Origin of the sequence: Dolichospermum lemmermannii CS-548, assembly GCF_028330815.1 — a bacterium.
Classification (GTDB): Bacteria; Cyanobacteriota; Cyanobacteriia; order Cyanobacteriales; family Nostocaceae; genus Dolichospermum; species Dolichospermum lemmermannii.
On record NZ_JAQMTJ010000068.1, the window covers coordinates 19,943 to 46,849 of the forward strand.

Consider the following 26,907-nt stretch of genomic DNA (forward strand, 5'->3'; position numbering starts at 1 on the left):
GAAGCATTTGGAGAACTATTTTTGGCAATGACCGATAATTTATCTTCCAAATGCTTCGCCCCTACTAACAACTGACAACTAACAATATGGTTTATCCCGTTATTTGGCGCAATAATTCAGTATCACTCATTGATCAAACTCGCTTACCTAATGAATATACAGTGGTGGAGATTCACCGCAGTGAAGATATGGCACAAGCCATTACAACCATGATTGTGAGAGGTGCGCCGGCGATAGGAGTGGCTGCGGCCTATGGAATGTATTTAGGTGCAAGGGAAATTGAAACAAGCGATATCCAAGAGTTTTTGACTAAATTGGAAACAGTCGCTAATTTGTTGCGTTCTACCCGTCCCACTGCGGTAAATTTGTTTTGGGCCATTGGCAGAATGATGAAAACGGCTTATGAAACCGTGGGAACAGTCGCCGAAATTCAACAAACTCTTTTAGAAACTGCCCAAAAGATCAATGCCGAAGATATACAAACCTGTCAAGCTATAGGTGATCATGGTTTGGCAGCATTACCGCAAACCCCAGACCAACTAATTATACTCACTCATTGCAACGCTGGGGCATTAGCCACTGCCGGTTATGGGACAGCATTAGGTGTAGTCCGTTCTGCGTGGAAAGAAGGACGTTTAGCCAGGGTATTTGCTGACGAAACCCGTCCCCGGTTACAAGGTGCAAAACTCACCGCGTGGGAATGTGTCCAAGAAGGCATTCCAGTGACAGTAATTACCGATAATATGGCTGCCCACTGCATGAAACAAGGTTTAATTGATGCTGTAGTTGTGGGTGCTGATAGAATTGCTGCTAATGGTGACACTGCCAATAAAATCGGAACTTATAGTTTAGCTATTGTCGCCAAAGCTCATAATATTCCTTTCTTTGTCGCTGCACCTTTATCTACAGTAGATTTTGAATTAATTGATGGTAGTCAAATTCCCATTGAAGAACGTCACCCAGCAGAAATATATCAAATAGGTGAAACTGTTCTCACACCTCCAGGAGTGGAATTTTATAACCCGGCTTTTGATGTCACACCTGCGGATTTAATTACCGCCATTATTACGGAAAATGGGGCTTTTCTGCCAGGTGATTTATTAAAGGGTGAACTACCTAAACTGACCTGACGGTACAGTGTGGGCTTCCTGTCCAACAAATGCGTCGGGTTGCGCTGTCGCTTAACCCGACCTACAAAAAATGGACAAGGTATTGTAAAATATACCAAAAAACCTCACGCCCAAACACAAAAACACTCTTTGCGCCAGTGTGAGACATTATCTTATTACAACCACCGAGCCGCATCCTTAGCGTGGTAAGTCAAAATTAAATCAGCACCAGCCCGTTTAAAACCAGTCAAGGTTTCCATAACAACGCGCTGCTCATCAATCCAACCATTTAAAGCCGCAGCCTTCACCATCGCATACTCACCAGAGACATTGTAAGCCGCCACAGGTAAATTAGTAGCTTCCTTGACGCGCCAAATAATATCCATATATGCCAAAGCTGGTTTGACCATGAGCATATCAGCACCTTCAGCAATATCCAACTCAATTTCTTTTAGCGCTTCCCTAGCGTTACCGGGGTCCATTTGGTAAGTGCGTCTATCCCCGAATTGTGGTGTTGAGTCCGCCGCATCTCTAAATGGCCCATAATAAGCCGAAGCATATTTAGCAGCATAGGACATAATGGGAATATCTTCAAATCCCGCCTCATCCAAACCTGCGCGAATAGCTTGCACAAAACCATCCATCATCCCCGAAGGTGCGATAATATCTGCACCAGCTTGAGCTTGAGAAACTGCGGTTTTCTTTAATAATTCCAAAGTTGGATCATTTAAAACCCGTCCAGTTAAATCACCAACTTGTAAATAACCACAATGACCATGACTTGTATACTCACATAAACAAGTATCTGCCATAACAATTAAATCAGGAACAGCATTTTTAACTGCGGTTGCTGCTTTTTGAACAATACCACAATCATGCCACGCCCCGGTAGCATCTATGTCTTTATCTGCCGGAATTCCAAATAAGATAATTGCCGGAATTCCTAAATCATAAACTTCCTTAGCTTCTTCAACAATCTTATCTACTGAAAGTTGATAAACACCGGGCATAGATTTGACTTCCTTGGCAATACCTGCTCCTGGTACTGCAAACAATGGATAAATCAAATCGTTAGTAGTTAAAACGGTTTCACGTACCATCCGACGCAATTGGGTATGGCTACGCAGACGACGAGGGCGATGTATAGGAAACATAAATTTTGTGCAGACAAAATAATACAATGGACATAGAATAAAGCGTCACAAAAGCAAGTTTTTAACTTGCTCTATTCAGACAAACTACAAGCAGTGCGTAACTGTCTTTTGCCCTACTGTTGATGAAGCTGTGGGGCAATTTTATATTTTACAACTTGATAGACATTTGCTTATAACAAATTTGCAAAAAACAATCTTAAAAAATCATGGAGTTAATTTTGGTAAGTTGTTTAATCAAAAGTCTATGATTAATTAAATTACCATATTTTCCCTGATTTGATCTAAAAAACTCGAAAAATAAACGGATAACGGCAAGGTTGATTAGGATCACTAAAAACGCCAATTAGCGCCCAAATTGTCAATCCCCAGTGGAGGATATAACCTAAACCTGCGAGTGGAAACAAGATGAATAATGGTAAAATCAACCAACCAAACAGAAAAAACAATGCTCCCAGAATTGCTCCATATAACCAAACGTTAAAATGGAAATTGATAGATTCTTTGGCATTCTCTTTGACAACAGGATCATCTGATACAAATAGTATGGCTATGGGTAAGCCAACGGAGACAATTGTGGTACTAAAAAAAATTGCTCCATGACACAATGCTGATAATAATTTACGTTTATCGCTGTCGTACATTGTCTACTCCTATGCAATTTTAGTTAACTATTATATCAAACATGGGTGCTGCAAACATCGCACACTCCCTCAACTGTCACTTCATACCGTTCCACTTTTAACCCCTGTCGCAATTGACTGACATCAATATCGGGGAAAGTATTCCAGTTGATATCTTCAATTGCACCACAGCATTTACAGCGAAAATGATGATGGGGGGCAACGTTAGCATCATAACGGGAGACACCCTCCTCTAATAGCACTTCTCGCACCAAACCCACCTCTCGCAGTGCCTGAAGTGCCGCATATACGGTTGCCTGAGAAGAAGTGGGTGCTTCATGATTCAAGTCTCTCATGATTTGATCAACCGTCGGGTGATCTCGTCTGGCTAATAGGTTGGCATAAACGCCAAATCTCTGGGGTGTGACTCGCAACCCTCTAGTTTTCAAGGTTTTGACAATATCATTAGCTTTTTGCTGCATAGGATTTACTTAGCTATATAAAAATATAATCTCTCATTATAACGTTCATTTTTTGAGAACTAATATTTTTTAATAAATACATTATAAAATAAGTATTTATAACTATTGACTAATTCCTAAATCAGAATTATTCTGATTTATGAGATAAGCTACTGATGCCCTAAGCAAAAGCAGCAACACGAGTTAAAATCTTCCATCTAAAAAAGAGGTATTTATGACTGCTATTACTCACGTTCCAAATGTAGTATTCAAGACTCGTGTGCGGGATGAATCTATCGGTGGACCAAATCCTTACACTTGGAAAGATGTCACCACACAAGAAATTTTTGCCGGTAAGAAAGTAGTATTATTTGCGCTTCCTGGTGCTTTCACTCCTACCTGTTCTTCTACTCATTTGCCTCGCTATGAAGAACTGTTTGAGGAATTTAAAGCGCAAGGTGTTGATCAAATCATTTGTTTGTCAGTTAATGACGCATTTGTAATGTTCCAATGGGGCAAACAACAAGGCGCTAAAAATGTTTTCTTGTTACCAGATGGTAGTGGAGAATTTAGCCGCAAAATGGGAATGTTAGTTGATAAATCTAACATCGGTTTTGGAATGCGTTCTTGGCGTTATGCAATGGTTGTTAATAACGGCGAAATTGAAAAAATGTTCATTGAACCAGGTTTTGAAGATAACTGTGGTAGTGATCCTTTTGAAGTATCTGATGCTGATACCGTTCTTGCTTACCTCAAAGGTGTAGAACGTCCTGCTGCGGTTGCACCTCGGTTAGCATTTGTTGGTTAATTACTAAAGCTAGAAAGAAACTTCCACCTTTTGATAGAGGTAGATAGTTTTTAATTCATCTAAGGCAAGGGAAGTTACCTTTATGAAACTTCCTTTGCTTTTTTTGTTTCCATAGACAAAATACCCTTGATTCTGTCTAATAAATTAGTTTCAAATCATTTATTTTGTCAGATACTATTCCAGAATATAAGAGCAGGATAAATTTATAGCCTGATTCCATATAAATGGAGCATTCAAGGAGGTGAATCAACAATGAGAATTACAATTTCTGAATTAGAAATTAGGCTTGCAGAACCGATTCTGGATCAACTAACACCTTGGGAAATGAAGACTCTTAAAGGTGGTTACGTGATGAGAAAAGACAGAAGAAATCCGCCAACAACCAATATAACCAATACAACTGATCTTTCAACAGTATTCAAAGAACTAGACAGTAGTATGGAAAGGTGGAAAATCAGCCTCAAAGATACAACAGATAGTCTAAGAAGCAAATTCGATTTTTAATATCTGCTGTGAAAAAATTCAATATTTTACTTATTTTCGTGTGTTTTCAGATTTATTAACCTGAAGATACACGATTTTTTATGGAGGTTAATTCCATAGTTTGCAGTTTTTATAAAAGACAGAATTCAGATATTTGTGTCTTTTTTACTAGGTTCAAAGCCTTGATTTTTCTATTTTTTATGAATAAAAATAGGAGTAACGGTTAAGGAAACACCAACTTAACCGACTCACAAATTCTAACTTACAAAAACAAATCTTCTTGGAGGAAATTATGGCAACTATTACCCTTTCTCAACTAAATACAACTGGTTCTGAATTATTTGCAGATTCTGAAAGCTATCTTAATGAATTGAATGATGCAGCTTCCGTATCAATCAATGGTGGTGGTAGCGATTTCAGCGGTTTTAGTGCTTATGGTGACTTTGGTGTTAAATATCTAGAATTCTTAGTTGATGGCTATGCGATTGCTAGTATTAAGCATATCGCTAAATCCTTCAGCAATGATTCTCACTACGGACACTAATTACTTGGCTTTGTAGTCAACTACAAAGCCGATATAACTATCCAGGAGTAAAAGTAAAAACTAATCTATGTTACTTACATGAGATTGATTACTAATAATCCTGGATAGTTAATAAAATTGCATCCACAAAAATCGAATCTTTCTAGAGGTAAGAAATGGCAAACATTAGGATTTCTAATCTAGAGAATACTGATGAAAAAAAGTTTATTATTAATTTAAGTAATTTAGACGCAGTATCTGTATTTGGAGGTGAATATAATAATGCTAGTCAAATACTTAATTATGGCGTTAAGGCTCTAGAATTTGTCTTAGTAATTTATGCTATAGATGCCATTTCACTATTAACGAAGACATTTAGAAAATAAATAATTTCCAACCTATCAAGTTAATGATTTTACTAAAACTGAAATTAACTGAGCAATAGCAATTTCACACACATATATTATTATCATTTGAAATCATGCCATTCTTAATAAGTTTTGCAAATGTTTTCAATTACCTTGTTGAAAACAAAATTTGTCAGCCACAAGAGGAGTCCCTAAGTAAAATCGAATTAAAATCTGCTAAAAACTTTAACCTATTAATCACTTTATCAGATGGTCGTCAACTATTAGTAAAACAAGAGCGTTATGATCAAAATGGTAAAACTTTAGGTGAATTTATAGATGAGTGGAGAGTTCATGATTTTTGGCAAAAATTCCCAGAAATAACTCATTTACGAGCATCTTTGTCAGAAGCAATTCATTTTGATTTAGAAAACTCTATCATTGTTTTTAACTATCTAAATCAATATCAAGACTTAGCTGAATTTTACGCCAAAGATCAGGAATTTCCCGAGGAAATTGCTCAGGTAGTTGGCACAACTATTGCAGCTATTCATCGCATGACAATAGACAATAATAACTATCAAAAGTTCTTTGAAAATTCTTTAAAATCTCAAAATATTAACAAAGGATTAGATAGAATTACACCAGAAATATTTGGTCAACTTCCGGCTGATGGTTTAAAGTTTTTTACTCTCTATCAACGTTACGATAATTTAGGAAAAGCAATTACACAATTAAATCAGGCTTTTACTCCTGCTTGTCTCACCCATAATGATCTCAAACTTAATAATATTCTTGTATCTTTGAACTGGGAAATAGAAATAGAAGATAAATTACCTGAAAATAAAAATATCATCCGACTAATTGATTGGGAAAAAGGTAATTGGGGAGATCCTGCTAATGATTTAGGCACAATAATTGCTAGTTATCTGCAAGTTTGGTTATATAGCATAGTCTCTAGTAAAACCATACCAATTGAGGAATGTTTGCGTTTAGCTGCGATTCCCTTATCAATGATTCAACCTTCTTTATCAACATTAGTTACTGCTTATTTAACTACTTTTCCAGAAATTTTAGAATTGCGTCCAGATTTCTTACAATTAGTGATGCAGTTTAGCGGTTTAGCTTTAATTAGAGCTATTCAAGCTAGACTTCAACATGAAAAAACCTTTGATAATTCAGGTATTTGTATGCTCCAAGTTGCTAAAAGTTTATTATGTCGTCCCCAAGCATCTATTTCCACAATTTTGGGGATGGAATTTTCAACAATAACTTCTAAAAATTTATCTCTTGTTTAGAAAAGGAAGGCTTATATGCAAGTATTAGATTCTGTCTATAGTCAACTTTTTCAACTTCCAAAAGAATTACAAATAGCACTGCAAAATATTGTTGATCATCTGGAAATTAAATCATTTTATTCTATTAAGCATCCAGATTACAAATTATTAGAATTGCCAGAATCAGTAATCGCTCGGTTTAAAAATCTATCCTTAGATATTCAAGAGAAGCATTTGCGTATTCACTTACGTAATTTTCTCTATAGTGCTTATTACAATGGTTCTTGGCATGATTCTCTTGGTGATGACAATCAAATAAATAACCTCAGTAATAATAGCTTATTTGGCATGGATTTGGCGTTTTATGAAAGACTCCATACGAGTAATACAGGTGGAGGTTATTGGAGTAAAAATTGGTTAGTAGTTAATGAAGAAGAAGATGGTTGTTTAGCAGTCCAAAAAAATGGGTTAACTTTGCATATTGAGCGGGATTTATATTTATCAGAAATTGATAAATCAGCTAATGTTGGTGATTTGGTGGCAATTAAAATGCCTAAAAATCTAGTCCAGAATGGATTTTATATGGCAGTATCTAATCTAGGCACTCAAGATAATCAAGATATTGTTAGAATCTACTTTAATGTATCACCTGATGGGGCGGTATCAGTGATGGAGAATGTGACTACAGAACTCAATAATATGCAAGTTTCTTTCTCATTTAAAGCTCTATATAATCCTGATGAATATAGACGTTATGATTCGGCAGTTCTTTACTTTAATAAACATCAATATAAAACAATTTATCCTATGTTACAACAGGTATATTCAGAAAATCAAGATAGTTTTTTTCCACAAGTACCGTTGTTTACTAAGCAACTAGCACCAGGATTAGGTTGTGCTGAAGAACCAACCAATAAGTTGGCAGAAAAAGAAAGTTTTGGGACTAATCGTTGTCAAATGATTGCTAATGGTTTAATTGCTGCTTGGCAAGCGGGTAATAATCATCCTGAAAGTCGAATGACAGCTATTTTGGAACAATTTACTTTACACAAAATCAAATTACGATATCCTTATCTTAATGGCTATTCAGATGATATTTATACGACTTTAGATTGATAATATCAATATCCCCGAATTCTCTAAGAATTCGGGGATCTCAAGTATTTTTTAGACAGTAATTATTAGCTTTTTGGCTACTGTTAATTAAGATCTTCGAGTTTGGTAATCTCCGATGTCTAAGATCATGATAAAATCGATTTGTGCAACTAACGCAGATTGTAAATTTATCAAGGTTAACTTTACTGTAAGTAAGTCGGCACGATAAAATCAATATACATTTTTTTCGTAAAAACCCTTAAATAACCTATCTATAAGGTATTTGTCGAATTTACATTTCGTTACATATGTTGATTGTTTAACGCCAACTTACTTATGAAAAATAACCATGTTTTTCTAACTTTAGCCCTATTGGCTTGTTTTGCCGCTCCCCAAAAAGTTCTAGCAGATGAGATGTGGAAAACGAAGGAATATAATGTGATCTATCAAACAGATCGTAACAAAACTGCTATCTGGAGTTATGGCCGCAATAGACTTATATTTATTGATGGTTTAGCAGGAGTCACCACCAACCGGGGTTCATACAGCGGCTATTGGGCACAAGATCGTGATCGTTCATCGGTACGTTGCGATACCTATAGAGAAGGTGCTAATGGTAAACCTACTTATTATTGGGGCAGATTTGAAATTACCTTCATTGATCCAGATTTCCCTTCTCGCTGGCAAGCTAATCTTAGTCTTTGTGATCGCCTTCCTACAATGACTTTAAATGGTAAACCGATTACATCCGATCAATAAGACTCAAATAAATTCTGTAGAGACGTTGCATAAAACGTCTTGACAACTAAAAATAAACTCCATATCAATGAATAGCATAATTATCTCCTGTTTTAACTAGCTTCACTAAACATTTCTATGGGAGAAGGAGGAGAATTTATTTCATCTCCTAATGTGGCAACAATTTCTAATTTATTAATTTGCTCTTTTAACCAATTGGTAAATAAATCTCCGAGAATTGCTACGCGCATTTGTTCATTCAATTCGGGGGCAATAATTTCTTCAACTATAATGATATGGACTCCTTTAGGTGTAATGACTGGTTTAATAATTTCTGGGGGATTAGCTGCAAAAACTGTGGCAGCAATTTCTGGTCGAAAATCACTACGTTTGCGGATACCTTGATATCCTCCAGCGCGACGAATTTCGGGATTTTCGATATATTGACGAGCTACTTCTTGAAAACTAATTTCTCCTTCTTGAAGAGCATAAAATATTTCTAAAGCTAGATCTTCATCATCTAATATGACTTCATAGGTAACTGCTCCGCTGTAATCAAGTTGGTGAGCATAAAAGAATGGTTCAACTTTTTCAGCGAATAAATGATGGGCTAATTTTGCTGATAGGAGATTGAGATTTGCTACTTCTTCAAAGTTATCTAAGGAAAGATAATGTTTTTGTAACCATTGCCATGTGTCCTCTGCTTTAAGTAGATTATTAACTAATCGTAAACTGTCTGCGGATTGTTGTAATTCTGCTATTTCGATGGTAATATTTTCTTTTTTAGCAGTTTGTGTAATAATGGTTCTGGTAGCGATCGCTTCTAACAAACTAGGGATTTGACAAGATATTTTGAGGTGATAAATAATATCTTCTTTGGATATTTTTACAATATTGGACATAATTTAATCTCCTGAATTTACTGAATTTATTAAAAATTCTTTTTTCTTGCTTAAATAAGTTATTAGCGTATCTATCATATTTACCTAATATGTTATTTTTTTATCTCTATCTAATGATACTTTTAATATTTTTGATAATTTATAGCCACAAAACAAGATCCCCGACTTCTTTAAGAAGTCGGGGATCTAAATTAAGGGGATCTAAATTTTTAACCGAGAGAAACAGTTAAACTTCCAGGTTTAGCTAAATCACCAGTTAACACCACACCCCGATTATTGGTGTGTAAATGACGGAGAATTTTGTAAATTGCTTCCACTTCCTCAGTAGCGCCGGACATATCTGCAAGTTCAGAAATAGAAAGTGCTTTTTTCTGGGTTTGCAACACTTCTAAAACTCGTTTTTGTAAATCGAGAATCACAGCGGCAGCTTTTTTACCAGCTTCCACACCTGGTTGATGATAAGCATTGACATTTACTAAACTGGCATATAAACCTACAGCCCGTTCATACAATGCAATTAATGCGCCAACTGTGCGAGCATTAACTTGAGGAATGCTGACTGTAATCGAATCGCGGTGATTCTCATACAATGCTTGACGAGTTCCTAACAAGAAACCACAAAGATAATCACCGGAAGTGACTCCAGGATCAACTTCTGTGGATTTTCCTTGACGATCTTCTAAAACTTCAATTAAGGTAGCAAAGAAATTGGGGACACCTTCGCGCAACTGTTGCACATAGGCGTGTTGGTCGGTAGAACCTTTGTTACCATAAACTGCAATCCCTTGAAATACAGTGTTCCCATCTAAATCTTTTTCTTTACCCAAAGATTCCATGATCAGTTGTTGCAAATAGCGACTAAATAGCAACAGGCTGTCTTTGTAAGGGAGGACTACCATATCTTTTTCACCTTTGCCATTTCCTGAGAAATACCAAGCAAGGGCTAATAAAGCGGCTGGGTTGTTTTTGAGATTGGGGACGCGGGTGGCATCATCCATTTCTTTTGCACCATCCAGCATGGCACGGATATCAATGCCCTGTAATGCCGCAGGTACTAGCCCTACAGCGGACATTTCTGAGGTACGTCCACCTACCCAATCGTACATGGAAAACCGGGCTAACCAATTTTCAGCTTTGGCGACTTGATCCAGGTTGCTATCTTGTCCGGTAATAGCGACTGCATATTTAGCAAAGTCTAATTTTTGGGCTGTGTAGGCTTGTTTAACCTCAATCATGCCGTTGCGAGGTTCGGGTGTGCCTCCAGATTTGGAAATGACTAATACCAAAGTGGTGGCTAGTTTATCGCCAAGTTGGGCAAGAACCCGATCAATTCCGGTGGGGTCGGAATTGTCTATAAAGTGAATTTGTAGGGGTGGTAGGTCGGGAGATAGGGCTTGGGCGACAAATTGGGGACCCAAGGCTGAACCACCAATACCAATGGAAATGATATCTGTAAAGCGGCATTCCTTGGGGGGATGAATTGCCCCGGTGTGTACCTGGTCAGCAAAAGCTTCGATTTGTTCTAAGGTTTGAACTATTTCTTGGGTGAGTTCGGGGGTGGGGGCTAAATCTGGATTCCGCAACCAGTAATGTCCTACCATGCGGTTTTCGTCGGGATTGGCGATCGCCCCTTTTTCTAATTCCACCATATCCGCAAACGCTTTGTCAAACTTAGGCTGCAATGATGCCACGAACCCATCATCAAACCGCATTCGACTAATATCTAGATATAGTCCTAATCCTGGATGAAAATACAGCCAGTCCTGGTATCGTTGCCAAAGTACCCTAGAATCCATAGGGAAATCTCAAATAAAGTGTTGGTCAAACACAAGTTTAATGTATGCTTTTGGCGATCCCTGCTTTGTCTTATACAGTTTTTAATAGAATAACGGATATAGAGGGGTTTCAGTTTACATTGCGTTACATTAACGGCTGATAACTGACAACTCAAACATGACCAATGACCACTAGCTAAATTATGATCGAATACCTGATTTTTCTCGCCATTTCTACCGCCACCTTCGCCCTGTTCGGACTAGGACTCAATCTCCAATGGGGTTTTACCGGTTTAATTAACTTTGGTCACATTGCTTTTATGACCTTGGGTGCGTATACGACGGTTTTATTAAGTCTCAAGGGCGTACCATTGCTGCTATCAGCCGGAATCGGTGCAGTTGTTGCCGCAATGCTTGGTTTATTAATTGGCTTTGCAACTTTGCGGTTACGCGAAGATTATCTTTCAATTGTCACCATTGGTACAGGTGAATTAATTCGATTAATAGTCAATAATCAAGATTTACCTGTAGGTAATACGTGGATATCGGGATCTTTCGGTGTGCAAAGTTATGTTATCCCGTTATCAACAACTCCCAATTTATTTTTCCGTTTGGTAATGATTGGAGTATTAACTTTATTAGCAGGAATCACATTATTTTCTCTATGGCGTTGGGTGCGAACTGCTCAAATTTCTGCAAGTAATAATATAGTTAGAAATAGTAGTATTCAACAAGAATTTATCTCCCGGTTAATAGTCGGAATTGCTTTAGGATTATTAGCTACTGCAATTTATATTTCTGGTGTGATTGGACTATATAATTATAATCCCAAAGCCGGGTTAATGTTGTTCATATTATTAGTTTTAGCTTTCGTTTTTTGGCGGTTAGAAATTTTAGTCCATTCTCCTTGGGGAAGAGTGCTAAAATCTATTCGTGAAGATGAAGAAATTCCCAAAGCCTTAGGAAAAAACGTTTTCTCCTATAAACTACAATCATTAATGTTAGGTGGGGCAATTGCGGGGATTGCTGGAGCATTTTTCGCTTGGCAACTAGGCGCAATTTACCCCGATAACTTCCAACCCCAACTTACCTTTGATGCCTGGATTATGGTAATTTTAGGTGGTTCTGGCAACAATCTGGGAACTATTTTAGGTGCAGTCATTTTCTTTACCTATGATGCCCTCACTAGGGAATTTTTACCCAAAATTGTTCCCCTAGATGTAGAACGAATTGGTGCGTTTCGGATCATGTTTATTGGCTTACTTTTAATGGTATTGATGATTTGGCGACCTCAAGGTATTTTAGGGAAAAAGGAGGAACTGACTCTTGGTAAATAATTAGAAATTTGTGATGTTAAAATAGTTGATACAAGCCGTTTATGGGAGGAATAGCCATGATAGTTGCAACTGCTAACAAGATGACTTTTGAGGAATTTCTTAATTATGACGATGGGACAGATAATTTATATGAATTTGAGAACGGAGAATTAATTCCTATGCCTTTAGAAAGTGAGCTAAATCGGCGCATAGCAATGTTTTTAGTTGCCTATTTTCTGCAATTGGGTATTCCCTATTACCGCTTGAGTATGAAAACAGAAATTGCTGTGAATAGTCGCCAGGTGGGGGTGCGTGTTCCTGATTTGACGGTGTTTTCTGAAGAATTAGCTCAAGTGATGCAGGGGGCTACACGCTCGCTGATTTTAATGGATATGCCGCTGCCTTTGCTGGTGGTTGAGGTAGTGAGTCCAAATCAGGAAAATCGTGATTATCGTTATAAGCGTTCTGAGTATGCGGCGCGGGGAATTACTGAGTATTGGATTGTTGATCCAATTGGGCAAAAAGTGACGGTTTTAGAATGGGTGGAGGGTTTTTATGAGGAGCAGGTTTATAGGGAAGATGATATAATTTGTTCGCCTCTATTTAGTGATGTAAAGTTAACTGTGGCTGAGGTTTTACAGGGATGAAATTTGATGAACTCCGACAATTTTTATTTCATAACAATCATTAAAAACCAACAAAAAACCTAAAAATGAAGTTGAGAAGAAAATTATAATGGTAAATAATATCGCATCACCCCAACTACCTCTTTTAGCTGCAACTGGACTTTGTAAAAATTTTGGCGGAATTAAAGCAGTTCAGGAAGCGAATATCGAAGTTATCAAAGGTAGCATTACTGGGTTAATTGGTCCCAATGGGGCTGGGAAAACTACTTTATTTAATTTACTCTCTAATTTTATTCGTCCCGATAAAGGTAGAGTGAGTTTTGATAGTGAACCTATTCATCAGTTGCAACCATACCAAATTGCCCAACAGGGATTAGTGAGAACCTTTCAAGTTGCCCGGGTTTTGTCGAAGTTATCAGTATTAGAAAATATGCTTTTGGGAGCGCAAAAACAAACTGGTGAGAATTTTTGGCAAGTGCAATGTCAACCCCACATTATTGCTAAGGAAGAAAAGCAATTAAAAGAACGGGCAATGTTTTTGTTAGAATCTGTAGGCTTAGAAAAAAAAGCCGCTGATTATGCCGGTGGTTTATCTGGAGGACAGCGGAAACTTTTAGAAATTGGTCGGGCATTGATGACTAATCCTAAGTTAATATTGCTAGATGAACCTGCTGCTGGTGTAAATCCCAGATTAATTGATGACATATGCGATCGCATTTTAGCCTGGAATCGTCACGACGGCATGACATTTTTGATTATTGAACATAACATGGACGTAATTATGTCCTTATGTGATCGAGTTTGGGTATTAGCTGAAGGACAAAATCTAGCCGTTGGTAGCCCTACAGAAATCCAAAATAATACCAAAGTTTTAGAAGCATATTTAGGACAATGATATTATATTAGATATGCCCAAAAAAATTAGAGAACTGAAAAATTTATTACTGCAATCAGGTTTTACTTGTCGGACTGGAAAAGGTAGTCACACTAACTGGTATCATCCTTTATTATCTGGACGAGTTACTATATCAGGTAAAGACGGAAAAGATGCAAAAGAATACCAAGAGAAAGATGTTAGTAACGCCATCAAAAGAATAGAAGAAATAAAAAAAGCTCAAGAGGAAGCACAAAATGAATAATCATTACACAATCATTATTCAATGGTCAGAAGAAGATAAATGCTTTGTGGTAAGTCTTCCTGAATGGGGAGAATTTTGTCATACTCATGGAGACACTTATGAAGAGGCTTTAAAAAATGCCCAAGAAGTTTTAGAAATGCTGATTTCATCTTATTTAGAAGACGGACAACCAATACCCGAACCGCAAATTATCGGCAAGTCATTAACAGCAGCTTAATTAGATACCCGACTTCTTAAAGAAGTCGGGTATCTGGAAATTCAAAATCCAGAATCCTATGAATCGTAACCTACAAGAAACTCATTTAAACCGCGCCCGTGCTAGTCTTAGACAAGCATTATCTTGGTATGGATATCTCCGTAAATCGGGACAAATGGCAGCAAATCCAGAATTAGCAAGTTTGCTAAAACCAGAAATAGAAACCTTAAATGCCACACTCAATAAATTAGATGCAAATGTCATCAGAATTGCGGCTTTTGGTTTAGTCAGTCGGGGAAAATCAGCAGTATTAAATTCTTTATTGGGAGAAAAAATTCTGCAAACCGGACCCCTAAATGGTGTCACTCAATGGCCGCGTTCTGTACCTTGGAAACCAGGAGATAAGGTATTAGTCGAATTAATTGATACTCCCGGTTTAGATGAAATTGAAGGCGATTCACGGGCGCAAATGGCAAGAGATGTAGCGCGTCAAGCTGATTTAATCTTGTTTGTGGTTTCTGGGGATATTACGAGAACTGAATATCAAGGATTATTAGAATTACGTCAAGCCCAAAAACCTTTAATTTTGGTATTTAATAAAATTGATTTATATCCCGATACAGATAAAAATGCAATTTATAAAAATCTGCAACAATTAGGGGCAGGAAATATCCAAAATCAGCCATTATTACCTGATGAAATTGTGATGATAGCGGCTGAACCTGCACCAATGGAAGTGAGAGTAGAATATGCAGATGGAAGCATCACTTCTGAATGGGAAACACCACCACCGCAAGTAGATGAATTAAAGCAAACAATCTTAAATATATTAAATCGAGAAGGACGATCTCTTTTAGCTTTAAATGCACTTATTCAAGCTAGAGAATCCGAAGAAAATATCGCTCAAAAAACCGTTCATATCCGCGAAAAAGAAGCAGAAGATATAATTTGGAGGTTTAGCCAATATAAAGCCCTAGCCATTGGCTTAAATCCTATTGCTTTCTTAGATATAATAGGTGGTTTAATTACCGATTTAGCTTTAATTCGGGCATTAGCTAAATTGTATGGTTTACCCATGACTGGCTATGAAGCTAGTGAATTATTAAAAACAATTTTATTTAGTTCTGGTGGTTTATTATTAAGTGAAATTGGCAGCAGTTTTATATTAGGCTTAGGTAAAAGTGCCGCAGCTATAGGCAGTGGTGATAATCCCTTTAATATTACTACTTTTTTCGGGAGTGCGATAGCGCAAGCGCTGACTTGTCAGTTCGCCCAAGGTGGAATTGCCGGTTATGGTGCTTATACAGTCGGTAAAGCCGCCCAGTTGTATCTAGAAAAAGGCTGTACTTGGGGACAATTGGGCGCTAACACCGTCATTCAGGAAATTTTGTCACAAGTTGATAAAAATACTATTTTGTATCGCTTACAGCAAGAATTAGGCGGTACTTTTGGTGAGTTTTGAGAGATTGAATCTAAGAGGGTGTTTGAAAAGTTTTGAATGTATAAATTGACCCCTCTCCAAACCTCTACCCGACGCGGGGAGAGGCTTTGAAAACCCCATTCCCTGGTAGGGAAGGGGGGCAGGGGGGTTAGGTTTTTGGAGATTATGGGTTTCATCTGATACTTTTCAAACAACCTCTAAGTAACCATCACAAACTTTATGATTTGGGATTTTTACCTCTTTCCCATGCTTTTATTGCTGGAGGTTTATGTGAGGGTTCACAAGGCTTTTGTAAAATTTCAATAATGGTAGCAATAACTTGATTTATTTTTTCATCCCTTAATTTTCCGATATTCCTAATAACATTACTTTTGTCAACTGTTGCAATGATGTTAGGACGAATATAACAGGGACTTAAATTAAGTTTACCAAACATAAAATCCTGGTCTTCTAACTTAATTTCATATTCTCTACCTGGTTTACTGGTAATAGGACAGAGAATAATATTATTACTATCTGATTCTGCTATAATCAAGGCAGGTCTTCTTTTAGTAGCAGATGCGTCAGAAAATGGAAAAGGTACAGAGATAACGTCACCTTTAGCAAATTTTTCCATAAGCATAAATTCTATAAATCCTTCCAAGCTTCGTCTTCTTCTGGTTCAAGCCAAACTTTATTGAGTGATGATTCACTTAACTCAAGAAAATCTTTTACTAAAATTTCCAAATCATCTACATTACTAACTTGCAAATTTTGAATCTTTTCAAGTGGTAGATTAGTTAGTCTAGCTACTAGAGATAAATCAATACCTTCTTGTAGCATATTGAGTGCAACTTGAGTTAAACCTTCTTGTAACCCTTGTTCCCAGGCTTCACGTAAAGATTGAGATTGAAGTGCTAATTCACGCATAATTATAAGTTACAGATACTCTGTTTAAATTATAACTAAAATATTTAGATTATCTACTACTTTAGCATTAATAAATCCCTATTACGGAATGTTTAAGTCATGGTTATCTCATCATAGAATCAAAAAGTATATAAATTAACTAAAAATAATTATTTGAATTGTTACTCTGAAAAAGAGTTTACCAACTATGAGTAATTCTCTTCATTAGCAATCCTTAAAATTCCTAATTAACCTTTATTTTCCTCAACAAAGGTAACATGATCATGGTATCCCTAAACGAAGTTATTAATGGGAAAAAACCCATTGAAGCAGCAATTCTCGAAGCTATTACAGAAGCGCGGATAACCTGTACAGAAAATGGTAATAATTCTGCTAATTGTGCAGTAGCATGGGATATTGTCGAAGAATTGCAAGCAGAAAAAGCCCATCAAAAGCAAGCAAAACACCGCAAAACAGCCCTAGAAACCTACTGTGAAATGTATCCAGATGCTTTGGAGTGTTTGATTTACGATCTTTGATTTAGATCAGCAGCAATTCTCATTTTAAAGAAATAAGATGAACTTCTCTTATTTAAAGATAGGACTCCTATTTAATTTTTGATAGCTTGCGTGGCGTAGCCATACAAAACTCGGTACACCTTCATATTCTCAAATCCTCTTGCCTTCCTACGCAGGAAAATATGGCTAACGCCACGCTATCCTATCAGGAATCAAACCGGAGTCCCATATTAATGATACTATTTTAGTTTGTTACCACAGTCATTTTCACCAACAAGGAGTAACGAGTGCAACTGCAAGTTCAGCTAATTCGTGGTGAGGATAGCACTCTTGTAAATGCGTATTTAGTGGAACTGGCACAAAAGCACGTTGATGATTATCTATCGCTGTGGAAAAGCCGACTAAATTTATACGTACAAGCTGATAAATTTTGGGACTGGGAGTTTAAACTGAGATTTATTGCCAGCAGTTCAAACCGTGAAGGTTATGCCATTGAGTGCGAAGGTGAAACCCAAGGATTGATGCTGATGGAAACTCAGATGCACGGCTCACGCATTACAGAGGGTCAACGCTTAGTATATATTGATGGAATTGCTACAGCACCTTGGAATCGCCAGGATGTCCAACGCCCACCACGATACAAAGGTGTTGGGAGTGTATTTCTGGTATTTGCCCGAACCCGCAGTTTCCAGCTAGGTTATGAAGGTAGAGTAGGCTTGCATTCTTTACCAGGAACGGAAAAATTCTACGATAATCAAGGAATGCTAGATTTAGGGCAAGATGAAGATTACGATGATTTGGTTTATTTTGAGTACGGTGTATGGCGTTCTTATAACAAAAGCAGTGAGGGTAAGTAATGAGTCAGCAAGAATCTAATTATATTCCGTTCACCTCTAACCAAGAATTAGCAAACCCGATGGATTTATTACTTAACAAAGAATGGTTGAGAAAAAGCATCCAAACTGAGGAAGAAGTAGGGGGTAATATTGGTGCTGGTTTAGATTGGGGTTCTGGTTTTAGTCAACTATTACTTAATCCTGAATTGTTTTATCGTTTAAAAACTTTGCGGATTTCTTTGAATAGGGAAGTGCGTTTGTTACTCAAAGATTGGAATTTAGGAACTGCGACTTCTACAGCATCTGCTACCGCCAGAGAGAAGTTGCTGGAAAGATTCAGGCTACCTACATCTACTGTTAAAGAATATATTCAAGCTGTGTTGCAGAGGGATGAACTTTTTGGTGAGGAGTTTATTTCTAATCATCAGGTATTGCGGGAACTGCTTGGGGTAATGTTGACAGAAAACGATTGGGAAATGATTGCTTCAGTTGCGGCGGATTCGTTGAAACAGCAAATTATGAATCAGATTTTGGTTGAGATAATTTCGGTATAGTAGAGGTAAAATAATTGGAAGTGGCGCACTCCGTTATCACAAATCAAAAAATGAATTGACAAGTCAGCGATCGCCCTATCGCCCTTTATCTCAAAGCAATACAAGTTTAATTTTGCTCGTCTAATTAAGGTAAAAATATGCGATTAAATGGTTGCTTGCGATAGCGGCGATAAATATTAAAGTCTTTATCTAGAGTGGCAATAGCAGAAATGTTTAATCTTTCGGAAATGGCAATAAGCGATAAATCGGTAAAATCTGCGGGTAAATCTTGATAAATTGTGTTAAGTTCTTGGATTCTTTGATAGTCTGATGGCAGTAAATGTTCGCATAAGAAAACTCTTATTGATAAGGCAGATAAAAATTCGTTTTGCACTTTTGTATTTGGAGCAAGTAACCACATCACTTCTGTAACACAGGCAATTGTTGTGATGAGTTGACTGGTACAGGTGCTAAAAAAGTTAACAACTTGTTGGTGATACTTGTATTTACGGTCATAGAAGGCAACAAGAATTCCAGTATCAATTAAAATCAGGGGATAATTATTCATGAGTTCTTGTTTGATGTTTTGCCTGAATTCTGTCAGCGATCGCTTTTTTGCGTACATCTCTATCTGAAAAATCTCCTGATCCTTCTAGTAAAAATTTGGGATAACCACCCATTCGTTCTAAAACTGTTTTAGCTGAAGTTGGATAATTGTTAACAGGTGTTTCTAGGGATGAGATAAATTGCAAGACAAGTGGGATTTGTTGATCACTAAGGTTAGCGATCGCTTCTAAGAGTTCTTGGTGTGGATTAGTGGAGTACATAGTGATTAATTGGTGTTATGATGATTGCAATTTTAGCAAATGTATCGCTCTTTGGGAATTGGGGGGTAGGATAATCATACAATGATACTCAGGAAATTTAGTAGTTGTCATAAATGTGCAAATAGAATTATTAATAGTATAGTAAAATAAATACACTGAGATCAAGGATTAAACTCTAGGACAAAATAAAGCTATAATTTTCTCAAGAATAAAGAGGTAAAAACTATTTATGTCACAGCTTGAACAAATTGAAACTGCAATTCTCTCACTTCCATCTCATGATTTTGAGAAACTGAGACAATGGTTTTTAAACCTAGATTATGAACTTTGGGATGAGCAGATAGAACGTGATATTGCAGATGGTAAGTTGGAAGCATTAGCAGCAGAAGCGATAGCGAAGCGCTCCGTAGGAATCGCTGAGTTTCAAGCAGGACATAGCCGCGAAATCTGATGCACTATACAACACAATGATTCTGGAAATATTATAATGCCCTCCCTGAAAGTGTACAGCAAACGGCTGATCAATGCTATGAGTTGCTCAAGGCTGATAAATCTCATCCATCGTTACATTTTAAAAAGCTAGGTAACAAATATTGGTCAGTTTGAGCAGGTTTAAATTATCGTGCTTTGGGTGTTGAAGTCGAAAACGGCATTTCTTGGTTTTGGATTGGAACACACACAGAGTATGACAAACTGATTGGTAAGCTGTGATTTATTCACTTAAATACTCCTGTCTGCGTTCCTGGATAAGTTCATCTACCAAGTTTCTATCAGGTGATTTATCTTTTAATAAACCTCTTAATTTTTTAACTTGTTGTTTGAGGCTTACTAATTGGAGTTTTCCATTATCTTCCAGAGTTAAAATTAATCTATCTCCTGATTCTAAATGAAGTATTTCTTGGATTTCTTGGGGTAAAGTTAAAAGCCTTGTTAGCTCTAGAACTTTGCGGAGAAGGTGACGATGATGACAAGATTAGAGGCGAAGTAAGTACCAACCCAAAACACCAACTAAAACCTTGATTACTCATCATTTTTTCCCAAACTCCTGCATGACTTGTTTAGTAATTTCTTGAATTGCTGCTAAAGTTGGGGGTATGATTTCGCTGTCCATTCCCAACCATAACAGATATTCAATATTTCCCGCAGGTCCTGTTATGGGTGAATAAGTTAAACCCTGATATTTCCATCCTAACTCTAATGCCCCTTTCATCACATTAAAAATTGCATCTCCTTGGTCATCAGAATCGCGGACAACGCCTTTTTTGCCGATGCGAGACTTGCCAACCTCAAATTGTGGTTTTACCAGCAATACAGCCTCTCTGGGAGCTTGTGTTAATTGCCATACCGCCGGCAAAATTTTGGTTAAAGAAATAAACGAAACATCCACAACTATCAAATTAGGAAATATGGCATTTTCAGCATATAATTCCTCTGGTTGTAGTTGACGTAAATTCGTCCGTTCTTTTAAAATTACCCGTTGATCATTTCTGATTTTCCAGTCAACTTGTCCATAACCAACATCTACACCATAAACTTGTTTTGCACCGGCTTGTAATAAACAATCAGTAAAGCCACCTGTAGAAATTCCCCCGTCTAAACAAATCCTGTCAGTTACAGAAATCTCAAAAAATTTTAAAGCCTTAGCCAGTTTTTCACCACCACGAGAAACAAAAGGAGGACGTTCTTTAACTTGAATTTCTGCGGTAATATCAACTTCAGTCCCGACTTTATCAACCATTTGTTGATTTACAGTCACTTCTCCAGCTTGAATTAGCCGTTGTGCTTGCTGACGGGAGGGACATAATCCCAAATCTACTAATAATGTATCTAATCGCTGTTTAACCAATTTCACTTTTTATAGCTGTTTATATTTGCTTTCCTATTCTAAATCCTAAATTATACGATTAATCTTAAATATTCAAAAAATAGATCCCCGACTTCTCAAAGAAGTCGGGGATATTTGATTTTAATTTAATGTCATTAGTTAATATTGTGAATATGATGATCATTTATTTGTGAATTAACACCCTTATTCAGAAAACCCAAAGTAATTCGTTTCATAAACCAATACAAACCCCAAAGGATTATAAAAGTGAGAGTAATAATTATCAAGGGTTGTTTACCAAGAATTTCCTCTACACCTTTTGTGATTATGGCATCTGGTTGAGTAATAAAATCCCAACTGTTAAATCTCAAAAATCGTCCCCAATAAATACCGATAGCAGAAAGAGCATGAGTAATCAACTCAACAGGAAAAATCCATTGACTTTTACCCGTTCGATGTAAATAGTAACCCAAATTTATTAAAGATATAACATAAGCTTCAAACCCGCCAAAAATGACGACAAAATACACAGGAATTAAGACTAATGTAATCATCCATATTGACTGAACTCGCCGGATATCATTTATCAAATGAATGACATCAGTTAATAAATAAGGTGCATTTGGTAAAAAAGCATAGAAACTCAAAAATCCTAGCCACCAAACCCATGAACCACTGCGCTGACGGCGAAATAGCCAAACACTCAAAGCTAAAGGAATAAAAGCCAAAAATAAATTCCAAGTCATCCACCGCAGATTAACTTGTAAAACATGGAAAACCGTTGTTATTAATTCAATCACTTCTGCTTTCATGGAATTGCAATAGCTAGAATAAATTTGTTTTTTTGGTTACACAAAATTTGCAGTTGTAGATTTGTTAAAAATCTAAAAACATTGTTTGTGAAACTCTATTTTAGATCACTGTTGCATGAAATGGTTATTTATCAACATTTCTATCATGGAGCAGTTGATATTCACAAGGTTTTTGCCTATGTTCGGTGAATTTAGAGATTAATACTTTCGGAAAAATTCAACCCCTATATATATGGGCGCACGGATTTCCACTATACTCTTATAATAGGGGAAAGTCAGGCATTTGTCAACTATCTCACCCATAAATTTCTGATAGCGTCGTCTGACATAAACCAGGTTAAGATTGAATTAACGGCAAGAATTAATATAGCAGTATGCACTTGAATCAGATCCTAATTTTAATCCCAGAGCGTTATATTTAAAGGGTTTTACTGAAAGCTGCTAGAGAATTTATAAATTTGTTCCCCCGTCCTGAAAAAGATTACATTTAGTGAAGTTACAAAGAAATTACAGATATGTCCATTGAACTGCAAGCAGAATTAGGTCAAGCGGTGGAACAGCGTCGCAACTTTGCGATTATTTCTCACCCTGATGCTGGTAAAACTACACTGACAGAAAAACTATTATTATACGGAGGTGCTATTCACGAAGCTGGAGCAGTAAAAGCCCGCAGAGACCAGCGCAAAGTCACTTCTGACTGGATGGCAATGGAACAACAACGGGGAATTTCCGTAACTTCTACGGTATTACAATTTGCCTATCGTCACTGTCAAATTAATTTACTCGACACTCCTGGACACCAAGATTTTAGTGAGGACACCTATCGGACTTTGGCAGCAGCCGATAATGCGGTGATGCTGATAGACGCGGCTAAAGGTTTAGAACCCCAAACCCGGAAACTGTTTGAAGTCTGTAAAATGCGGGGTATCCCAATTTTTACCTTTGTGAATAAACTCGACCGTCCGGGCAGAGAACCCATAGATTTGTTAGATGAAATTGAGAAAGAATTGGGATTACAGACTTATGCAGTGAATTGGCCTATTGGCATGGGCGATCGCTTTAAAGGCGTATTTGACCGCCAACAGGAGCAAATTCATTTATTTGAGCGCAGTTCTCATGGTAGTAAAGAAGCAAAGGAAACTATCCTCAATATAGGTGATCAGCGACTTGAAGAATTACTAGAAAAAGAACTATACCACCAACTTAAAGACGAGTTAGAACTCTTAGAAGGAGTTTGTCCAGAACTAGATTTAGACTTAGTACACGCCGGCAAAATGACCCCAGTATTTTTTGGTAGTGCCATGACTAACTTTGGGGTGGAATTATTCCTCAAGAACTTCCTGGACTTTGCCCTCAAACCAGGTACACATAGCAGCACTGTCGGCGATATTCCTCCTACCTATCCAGAATTTACCGGATTTATTTTCAAACTGCAAGCCAACATGGACCCAAAACATCGAGATAGGGTGGCTTTCGTCCGGGTTTGCACAGGCAAGTTTGAAAAAGATATGACAGTAAATCACGCTCGAACGGGCAAAATTGTCCGTCTATCACGTCCGCAAAAACTATTTGCCCAGGAAAGAGAATCTATTGATGTCGCTTATCCAGGGGACGTGATTGGTTTAAATAATCCAGGTGTTTTCGCAATTGGTGATACAATTTACACAGGACAAAAATTAGAATATGAGGGAATTCCTTATTTCTCACCTGAACTTTTTGCCACGTTGAGAAACCCCAACCCATCGAAATTTAAGCAGTTTCAAAAAGGCGTTTCCGAATTGCGAGAAGAAGGTGCTGTCCAAATTATGTACTCCACCGATGAAGCCAAGCGGGAGCCAATTTTAGCAGCGGTTGGTCAATTGCAGTTTGAAGTAGTCCAGTTCCGCTTAGAAAATGAGTATGGTGTGGAAACTATTCTCGATTTATTACCTTATAGTGTCGCCCGTTGGGTTGAAGGTGGTTGGGAAGCTTTAAAGCAGGTGGGACGTTTATTCAATACCACTACTGTTAAAGATAGCATGGGACGACCAGTATTGTTATTCCGCAATGAATGGAATTGTCAACAGTTGGAGGGTGATCATCCGGAGTTGAAATTAAGTGCCATCGCTCCCGTCTTTTCCCATCAACAATCAGCAGAAAGTTAGGCAAAAGGCAAAAGGCAAAAGGCAAAAGGCAAAAGGCGAAAGGCAAAAGGCAAAAGGCAAGAATTACCAATGACCAATGACCAATGACCAATGACCAATGACCAATCACCAATGACCAATCACCAATCACCAATGATCAGGGTATCTCAATAAGCGTGCTATTTGTCACCTAGAACAGATTGGAGTACCAAAGTTTGTATGCCTTCCCACGCTGAATCATGTTTAGAGGCTGGTTTAGCTGCTCTCAAGCAGGGGAATTACTACACAGCGATCGCTAACCTTCAACCACTAGCCAAAGATCAAAGTCAAGAAAGGATTTGTTTACAGGCGCAAGTTGGGTTAGTGATGTCCTATGCCCGCACGGGTGAAGTCTCTAAGGCGATCGCTCTGTGTCAAAATCTGATTGCTAATAGTAATCCCCAAGTTCAAGAGTGGGCAACACTTGCTCTTGAACACCTGCATAAACGCAAAAACCAGAAGAAAAAATCCCATAAAACCAATACTGGACTTGTTTCTAGTTTAAATCCTGCCCAACCACAGCTACAAACAGCTTATATTGGTACTGATGGTAACAACACTATCAAACCCGTTAGCGTTTATTGGCGCAATGCTAGACGCGCTAAAGTGTGGCAACCCCTAGGCAAGCCTAACATCATTCCCTCTCGACTACTTGCTCTGGGAACATTCATGGCATTGTTCTGGACTTGTCGAGAAGTGCTTAAATTAGTATTGGGTTTAATCAATCAAATTCTCTATCAACTGCCCTACTTAGAACCCATCCAGATTTTATATAGCGATCCTAGTTCCTTGATGTTGGGATTGTTGATCATCTTCATGGCATCGTCTCCTTGGTTGCTCGACTGGGTACTAACAAGATTTTCCGGTCAAGAAGAGTTAACCAAAGAGAAATTAAACTCCTACAGCCGGGAAACACCCAGAGTATTACAACGCGCTTGCCAACAGCGGCACTGGTCAACCCCTCAACTGAGAATCTTACCAATTTCCGCCCCGATGATTATCAGTTATGGCAACCTCCCCCGCACAGCGAGAATAACTGTTAGTCAAGGTTTATTAGAACAACTGGCAGATGACGAAATAGCTGCCATCTATGCTTTATCTTTAGGACAAATTGGGCGTTGGGATTTTGCGGTCATGTCCCTAGTTTTACTCGTGGCCATGCCATTTTATGGAATATATCAGCAAGTGTCAGTTTGGGGAAATCAACATGACAGTAAAATTTGGCGTTGGCCAGGTACAGTTTTAGCAGCCATCAACTATGCAATTTGGTGTCTGTTCACGGGTACAGCCTTACTTAATTGCCAATTGCGGCTTTACCATAGCGATCGCCTGGCCGCAGAAATCACCGGTAATCCTAATGGACTAATTCGCGCTTTACTGAAAATATCCATTGGTGTAGCCCATGATATCAGCCTCAAAGAACAAACCTGTTGGCAGTTAGAAAGCCTGAATCTCCTCTCGCCAGTTGCATATCAACACAGCATAATTTTAGGTAGCACCGCCGGTCATCTACCTTTTGAATCATTTTTAAGGTGGGAAAATTTTCATCCCTATCGGCAATGGTTTACAATTAATAGTTGTCATCCAACAATAGGCGATCGCATCGAACGCCTTTGTCAAATAGCCCGTCATTGGCATTTAGACACCGAATTATATCAAACAAAGCCATCACAACCCATTCTCATCAAGCCCCAATCCTTCTATTTACAAATTGCCCCTTGGTTGGGAATCCCCCTCGGTGTTGTATTTGCCTGTCTAACTTGGTTAATTTGGCAAACAGCATACACCTTACACTTGTTAAACCTCAAGTGGATCTATGATAATTGGTCTTTTGTCGGAGGTTGTATGTTGATTGGCTTTAGCATTGGCACAGTTATGCGGATAAATGCTTTATTTCCCGATATTACACCTGTCAATGTTCAAAAAGATGAAAACTTTACCAACCTCTTAGCAAATCCCGCTATTTTACCAATTGATAGCATTAGAGTTCGGTTTACTGGTAAGCTATTAGGCCGCCCTGGTATTGGCAATTGTTTAGCACAAGACCTAATCCTGCAATCTAGCCAAGGTTTAATTAAATTACATCATATTCCCTGGTTAGGAAAGTCATTCAATCCTCAAGACTTGATTGGCAGACAAATCACTGTTACAGGTTGGTTACGAAGGGGGGCAACTCCTTGGATTGATATCCAAACTTTAGAAACTAAAGGTGGCAAAAAAATTAATAGCCCTCATCCTATCTGCTCCACTGTCATCGCAGTTGTTGCCCAAGCCTGGGGTGCTTATATTATGCTCACAGGTTCTTAGATATTAGTCAGTTGTCAGTAGGGGCGAAGCATTTGGAAGATAAATTATCAGTCATTGCCAAAAATAGTTCTCCAAATGCTTCGCCCGTACAGTTGTCAGTAGGGGCGAAGCATTTGGAAGATAAATTATCAGTCATTGCCAAAAATAGTTCTCCAAATGCTTCGCCCGTACAGTTGTCAGTAGGGGCGA

The 26,907-nt window shown here is 37.8% G+C and carries 31 protein-coding genes and 1 pseudogene; 21 read left to right on the top strand and 11 right to left on the bottom strand.

The window, feature by feature from the left end; genetic code table 11:
• Positions 1–86 precede the first annotated feature (86 nt).
• On the top strand, positions 87–1,130 hold the full coding sequence (gene mtnA / locus PN450_RS04245) for an S-methyl-5-thioribose-1-phosphate isomerase (RefSeq protein ID WP_271835508.1): 1,044 nt from the start codon (positions 87–89) through the stop codon (positions 1,128–1,130).
• A gap of 155 nt (positions 1,131–1,285) precedes the next feature.
• Here the strand turns inward: mtnA and hemB are convergent, their stop codons facing one another.
• The 3 genes from hemB to PN450_RS04260 form a co-directional block, all read right to left on the bottom strand.
• Positions 1,286–2,263, bottom strand: a complete 978-nt coding sequence (hemB, locus tag PN450_RS04250) for a porphobilinogen synthase (protein ID WP_271835509.1) — start codon at positions 2,261–2,263, stop codon at positions 1,286–1,288.
• A gap of 281 nt (positions 2,264–2,544) precedes the next feature.
• The gene (locus tag PN450_RS04255; RefSeq protein WP_015078650.1) at positions 2,545–2,904 is read right to left on the bottom strand and encodes a DUF4870 domain-containing protein; all 360 of its coding nucleotides are present in this window, start codon (positions 2,902–2,904) and stop codon (positions 2,545–2,547) included.
• Between the two features lie 35 nt (positions 2,905–2,939).
• Complete coding sequence (locus tag PN450_RS04260) at positions 2,940–3,365, bottom strand: Fur family transcriptional regulator (protein WP_271835510.1); 426 nt, start codon at positions 3,363–3,365, stop codon at positions 2,940–2,942.
• A gap of 214 nt (positions 3,366–3,579) precedes the next feature.
• On the opposite strand from PN450_RS04260, the gene PN450_RS04265 reads away from it, so the two are divergent.
• The 7 genes from PN450_RS04265 (at position 3,580) to PN450_RS04295 (ending at position 8,636) form a co-directional block, all read left to right on the top strand.
• Positions 3,580–4,152 carry a peroxiredoxin gene (locus PN450_RS04265; RefSeq protein WP_015078652.1) on the top strand — a complete coding sequence of 191 codons (573 nt, stop codon included), beginning with the start codon at positions 3,580–3,582 and terminating at the stop codon, positions 4,150–4,152.
• A gap of 252 nt (positions 4,153–4,404) precedes the next feature.
• On the top strand, positions 4,405–4,656 hold the full coding sequence (locus PN450_RS04270; protein ID WP_213710372.1) for a hypothetical protein: 252 nt from the start codon (positions 4,405–4,407) through the stop codon (positions 4,654–4,656).
• A gap of 271 nt (positions 4,657–4,927) precedes the next feature.
• The gene (locus PN450_RS04275) at positions 4,928–5,179 is read left to right on the top strand and encodes a hypothetical protein (RefSeq protein ID WP_015078654.1); all 252 of its coding nucleotides are present in this window, start codon (positions 4,928–4,930) and stop codon (positions 5,177–5,179) included.
• Between the two features lie 155 nt (positions 5,180–5,334).
• Positions 5,335–5,544, top strand: a complete 210-nt coding sequence (locus PN450_RS04280; protein ID WP_148763419.1) for a hypothetical protein — start codon at positions 5,335–5,337, stop codon at positions 5,542–5,544.
• A gap of 95 nt (positions 5,545–5,639) precedes the next feature.
• On the top strand, positions 5,640–6,803 hold the full coding sequence (locus PN450_RS04285; RefSeq protein WP_271835511.1) for a phosphotransferase: 1,164 nt from the start codon (positions 5,640–5,642) through the stop codon (positions 6,801–6,803).
• 15 nt (positions 6,804–6,818) lie between these two features.
• On the top strand, positions 6,819–7,898 hold the full coding sequence (locus PN450_RS04290) for a T3SS effector HopA1 family protein (protein WP_148763415.1): 1,080 nt from the start codon (positions 6,819–6,821) through the stop codon (positions 7,896–7,898).
• Positions 7,899–8,213: 315 nt separating this feature from the next.
• Complete coding sequence (locus PN450_RS04295; RefSeq protein ID WP_148763413.1) at positions 8,214–8,636, top strand: hypothetical protein; 423 nt, start codon at positions 8,214–8,216, stop codon at positions 8,634–8,636.
• A 92-nt stretch (positions 8,637–8,728) separates the two neighbouring features.
• On the opposite strand, the gene PN450_RS04300 is transcribed toward PN450_RS04295, so the two are convergent.
• Positions 8,729–9,517: a peptidylprolyl isomerase gene (locus tag PN450_RS04300; protein ID WP_271835512.1), complete on the bottom strand. Its 789-nt coding sequence runs from the start codon at positions 9,515–9,517 to the stop codon at positions 8,729–8,731.
• 209 nt (positions 9,518–9,726) lie between these two features.
• Complete coding sequence (locus PN450_RS04305) at positions 9,727–11,313, bottom strand: glucose-6-phosphate isomerase (protein WP_271835513.1); 1,587 nt, start codon at positions 11,311–11,313, stop codon at positions 9,727–9,729.
• 182 nt (positions 11,314–11,495) lie between these two features.
• Here PN450_RS04305 and PN450_RS04310 point away from each other — a divergent pair, with 182 nt between their 5' ends.
• From PN450_RS04310 to PN450_RS04335, 6 genes are all read left to right on the top strand, one after another.
• Positions 11,496–12,629, top strand: coding sequence for a branched-chain amino acid ABC transporter permease (locus PN450_RS04310; RefSeq protein ID WP_271835514.1), 1,134 nt, complete (start codon positions 11,496–11,498; stop codon positions 12,627–12,629).
• Positions 12,630–12,685: 56 nt separating this feature from the next.
• Positions 12,686–13,255, top strand: coding sequence for a Uma2 family endonuclease (locus PN450_RS04315; protein WP_148763405.1), 570 nt, complete (start codon positions 12,686–12,688; stop codon positions 13,253–13,255).
• 88 nt (positions 13,256–13,343) lie between these two features.
• Positions 13,344–14,129: an ABC transporter ATP-binding protein gene (locus PN450_RS04320; RefSeq protein WP_271835515.1), complete on the top strand. Its 786-nt coding sequence runs from the start codon at positions 13,344–13,346 to the stop codon at positions 14,127–14,129.
• A 13-nt stretch (positions 14,130–14,142) separates the two neighbouring features.
• Positions 14,143–14,373, top strand: coding sequence for a type II toxin-antitoxin system HicA family toxin (locus PN450_RS04325; RefSeq protein ID WP_148763401.1), 231 nt, complete (start codon positions 14,143–14,145; stop codon positions 14,371–14,373).
• Complete coding sequence (locus PN450_RS04330) at positions 14,366–14,590, top strand: type II toxin-antitoxin system HicB family antitoxin (RefSeq protein ID WP_148763399.1); 225 nt, start codon at positions 14,366–14,368, stop codon at positions 14,588–14,590. Before PN450_RS04325 ends, PN450_RS04330 begins: the two co-directional genes overlap by 8 nt.
• Before the next feature lie 58 nt (positions 14,591–14,648).
• Positions 14,649–16,031, top strand: a complete 1,383-nt coding sequence (locus tag PN450_RS04335) for a GTP-binding protein (RefSeq protein ID WP_148763397.1) — start codon at positions 14,649–14,651, stop codon at positions 16,029–16,031.
• Between the two features lie 196 nt (positions 16,032–16,227).
• Here the strand turns inward: PN450_RS04335 and PN450_RS04340 are convergent, their stop codons facing one another.
• On the bottom strand, positions 16,228–16,653 hold the full coding sequence (locus PN450_RS04340; RefSeq protein WP_271835516.1) for a type II toxin-antitoxin system PemK/MazF family toxin: 426 nt from the start codon (positions 16,651–16,653) through the stop codon (positions 16,228–16,230).
• Positions 16,638–16,919: a hypothetical protein gene (locus PN450_RS04345; protein WP_271835517.1), complete on the bottom strand. Its 282-nt coding sequence runs from the start codon at positions 16,917–16,919 to the stop codon at positions 16,638–16,640. The genes PN450_RS04340 and PN450_RS04345 overlap by 16 nt, the downstream gene beginning before the upstream one ends.
• Positions 16,920–17,176: 257 nt before the next feature.
• Between PN450_RS04345 and PN450_RS04350 the strand changes: the two genes are divergently transcribed.
• The 3 genes from PN450_RS04350 to PN450_RS04360 all read left to right on the top strand — a co-directional run bounded on the left by PN450_RS04350 (position 17,177) and on the right by PN450_RS04360 (position 18,806).
• On the top strand, positions 17,177–17,437 hold the full coding sequence (locus PN450_RS04350) for a Calvin cycle protein CP12 (RefSeq protein ID WP_168635911.1): 261 nt from the start codon (positions 17,177–17,179) through the stop codon (positions 17,435–17,437).
• A gap of 266 nt (positions 17,438–17,703) precedes the next feature.
• Entirely contained in the window at positions 17,704–18,273 is a 570-nt protein-coding gene (locus PN450_RS04355; RefSeq protein WP_271835518.1) for a GNAT family N-acetyltransferase, read from the top strand.
• Complete coding sequence (locus PN450_RS04360) at positions 18,273–18,806, top strand: hypothetical protein (protein ID WP_271835519.1); 534 nt, start codon at positions 18,273–18,275, stop codon at positions 18,804–18,806. Before PN450_RS04355 ends, PN450_RS04360 begins: the two co-directional genes overlap by 1 nt.
• Positions 18,807–18,930: 124 nt before the next feature.
• Here the strand turns inward: PN450_RS04360 and PN450_RS04365 are convergent, their stop codons facing one another.
• Positions 18,931–19,353, bottom strand: a complete 423-nt coding sequence (locus PN450_RS04365) for a type II toxin-antitoxin system VapC family toxin (protein WP_271835520.1) — start codon at positions 19,351–19,353, stop codon at positions 18,931–18,933.
• Positions 19,346–19,612: a hypothetical protein gene (locus PN450_RS04370; protein WP_271835521.1), complete on the bottom strand. Its 267-nt coding sequence runs from the start codon at positions 19,610–19,612 to the stop codon at positions 19,346–19,348. The genes PN450_RS04365 and PN450_RS04370 overlap by 8 nt, the downstream gene beginning before the upstream one ends.
• Before the next feature lie 229 nt (positions 19,613–19,841).
• Here PN450_RS04370 and PN450_RS04375 point away from each other — a divergent pair, with 229 nt between their 5' ends.
• Positions 19,842–20,063 (top strand): hypothetical protein, encoded by a 222-nt coding sequence (locus PN450_RS04375; protein WP_148763383.1) that lies wholly within the window; start codon positions 19,842–19,844, stop codon positions 20,061–20,063.
• Positions 20,063–20,323: pseudogene (locus tag PN450_RS04380) on the top strand (ParE family toxin-like protein). Before PN450_RS04375 ends, PN450_RS04380 begins: the two are co-directional and overlap by 1 nt.
• A gap of 316 nt (positions 20,324–20,639) precedes the next feature.
• On the opposite strand, the gene PN450_RS04385 reads toward PN450_RS04380, so the two are convergent.
• Together PN450_RS04385 and PN450_RS04390 are read right to left on the bottom strand one after the other, a co-directional pair.
• A complete protein-coding gene (locus tag PN450_RS04385; protein WP_148766967.1) occupies positions 20,640–21,458 on the bottom strand; it encodes a TlyA family RNA methyltransferase in 819 nt (272 codons plus the stop codon).
• 134 nt (positions 21,459–21,592) lie between these two features.
• Positions 21,593–22,249 carry a DUF1361 domain-containing protein gene (locus tag PN450_RS04390; RefSeq protein ID WP_271835522.1) on the bottom strand — a complete coding sequence of 219 codons (657 nt, stop codon included), beginning with the start codon at positions 22,247–22,249 and terminating at the stop codon, positions 21,593–21,595.
• Between the two features lie 515 nt (positions 22,250–22,764).
• On the opposite strand from PN450_RS04390, the gene PN450_RS04395 reads away from it, so the two are divergent.
• Together PN450_RS04395 and PN450_RS04400 are read left to right on the top strand one after the other, a co-directional pair.
• On the top strand, positions 22,765–24,393 hold the full coding sequence (locus PN450_RS04395; RefSeq protein ID WP_271835523.1) for a peptide chain release factor 3: 1,629 nt from the start codon (positions 22,765–22,767) through the stop codon (positions 24,391–24,393).
• 198 nt (positions 24,394–24,591) lie between these two features.
• On the top strand, positions 24,592–26,718 hold the full coding sequence (locus PN450_RS04400; RefSeq protein WP_271835524.1) for a zinc metalloprotease HtpX: 2,127 nt from the start codon (positions 24,592–24,594) through the stop codon (positions 26,716–26,718).
• The last annotated feature ends 189 nt before the right edge of the window (positions 26,719–26,907 follow it).

Coding starts and splice junctions, on each gene's coding strand:
- mtnA (WP_271835508.1), top strand. CDS start 87: ATGGTTTATCCCGTTATTTGGCGCAATAATTCAGTATCACTCATTGAT.
- PN450_RS04365 (WP_271835520.1), bottom strand. CDS start 19,353: ATGAATAATTATCCCCTGATTTTAATTGATACTGGAATTCTTGTTGCC.
- PN450_RS04360 (WP_271835519.1), top strand. CDS start 18,273: ATGAGTCAGCAAGAATCTAATTATATTCCGTTCACCTCTAACCAAGAA.
- PN450_RS04255 (WP_015078650.1), bottom strand. CDS start 2,904: ATGTACGACAGCGATAAACGTAAATTATTATCAGCATTGTGTCATGGA.
- PN450_RS04390 (WP_271835522.1), bottom strand. CDS start 22,249: ATGAAAGCAGAAGTGATTGAATTAATAACAACGGTTTTCCATGTTTTA.
- PN450_RS04260 (WP_271835510.1), bottom strand. CDS start 3,365: ATGCAGCAAAAAGCTAATGATATTGTCAAAACCTTGAAAACTAGAGGG.
- PN450_RS04320 (WP_271835515.1), top strand. CDS start 13,344: ATGGTAAATAATATCGCATCACCCCAACTACCTCTTTTAGCTGCAACT.
- PN450_RS04370 (WP_271835521.1), bottom strand. CDS start 19,612: ATGTACTCCACTAATCCACACCAAGAACTCTTAGAAGCGATCGCTAAC.
- PN450_RS04305 (WP_271835513.1), bottom strand. CDS start 11,313: ATGGATTCTAGGGTACTTTGGCAACGATACCAGGACTGGCTGTATTTT.
- PN450_RS04310 (WP_271835514.1), top strand. CDS start 11,496: ATGATCGAATACCTGATTTTTCTCGCCATTTCTACCGCCACCTTCGCC.
- PN450_RS04270 (WP_213710372.1), top strand. CDS start 4,405: ATGAGAATTACAATTTCTGAATTAGAAATTAGGCTTGCAGAACCGATT.
- PN450_RS04290 (WP_148763415.1), top strand. CDS start 6,819: ATGCAAGTATTAGATTCTGTCTATAGTCAACTTTTTCAACTTCCAAAA.
- PN450_RS04375 (WP_148763383.1), top strand. CDS start 19,842: ATGTCACAGCTTGAACAAATTGAAACTGCAATTCTCTCACTTCCATCT.
- PN450_RS04295 (WP_148763413.1), top strand. CDS start 8,214: ATGAAAAATAACCATGTTTTTCTAACTTTAGCCCTATTGGCTTGTTTT.
- PN450_RS04265 (WP_015078652.1), top strand. CDS start 3,580: ATGACTGCTATTACTCACGTTCCAAATGTAGTATTCAAGACTCGTGTG.
- PN450_RS04325 (WP_148763401.1), top strand. CDS start 14,143: ATGCCCAAAAAAATTAGAGAACTGAAAAATTTATTACTGCAATCAGGT.
- PN450_RS04350 (WP_168635911.1), top strand. CDS start 17,177: ATGATCATGGTATCCCTAAACGAAGTTATTAATGGGAAAAAACCCATT.
- PN450_RS04315 (WP_148763405.1), top strand. CDS start 12,686: ATGATAGTTGCAACTGCTAACAAGATGACTTTTGAGGAATTTCTTAAT.
- PN450_RS04300 (WP_271835512.1), bottom strand. CDS start 9,517: ATGTCCAATATTGTAAAAATATCCAAAGAAGATATTATTTATCACCTC.
- hemB (WP_271835509.1), bottom strand. CDS start 2,263: ATGTTTCCTATACATCGCCCTCGTCGTCTGCGTAGCCATACCCAATTG.
- PN450_RS04330 (WP_148763399.1), top strand. CDS start 14,366: ATGAATAATCATTACACAATCATTATTCAATGGTCAGAAGAAGATAAA.
- PN450_RS04395 (WP_271835523.1), top strand. CDS start 22,765: ATGTCCATTGAACTGCAAGCAGAATTAGGTCAAGCGGTGGAACAGCGT.
- PN450_RS04335 (WP_148763397.1), top strand. CDS start 14,649: ATGAATCGTAACCTACAAGAAACTCATTTAAACCGCGCCCGTGCTAGT.
- PN450_RS04275 (WP_015078654.1), top strand. CDS start 4,928: ATGGCAACTATTACCCTTTCTCAACTAAATACAACTGGTTCTGAATTA.
- PN450_RS04400 (WP_271835524.1), top strand. CDS start 24,592: ATGCCTTCCCACGCTGAATCATGTTTAGAGGCTGGTTTAGCTGCTCTC.
- PN450_RS04280 (WP_148763419.1), top strand. CDS start 5,335: ATGGCAAACATTAGGATTTCTAATCTAGAGAATACTGATGAAAAAAAG.
- PN450_RS04285 (WP_271835511.1), top strand. CDS start 5,640: ATGCCATTCTTAATAAGTTTTGCAAATGTTTTCAATTACCTTGTTGAA.
- PN450_RS04345 (WP_271835517.1), bottom strand. CDS start 16,919: ATGCGTGAATTAGCACTTCAATCTCAATCTTTACGTGAAGCCTGGGAA.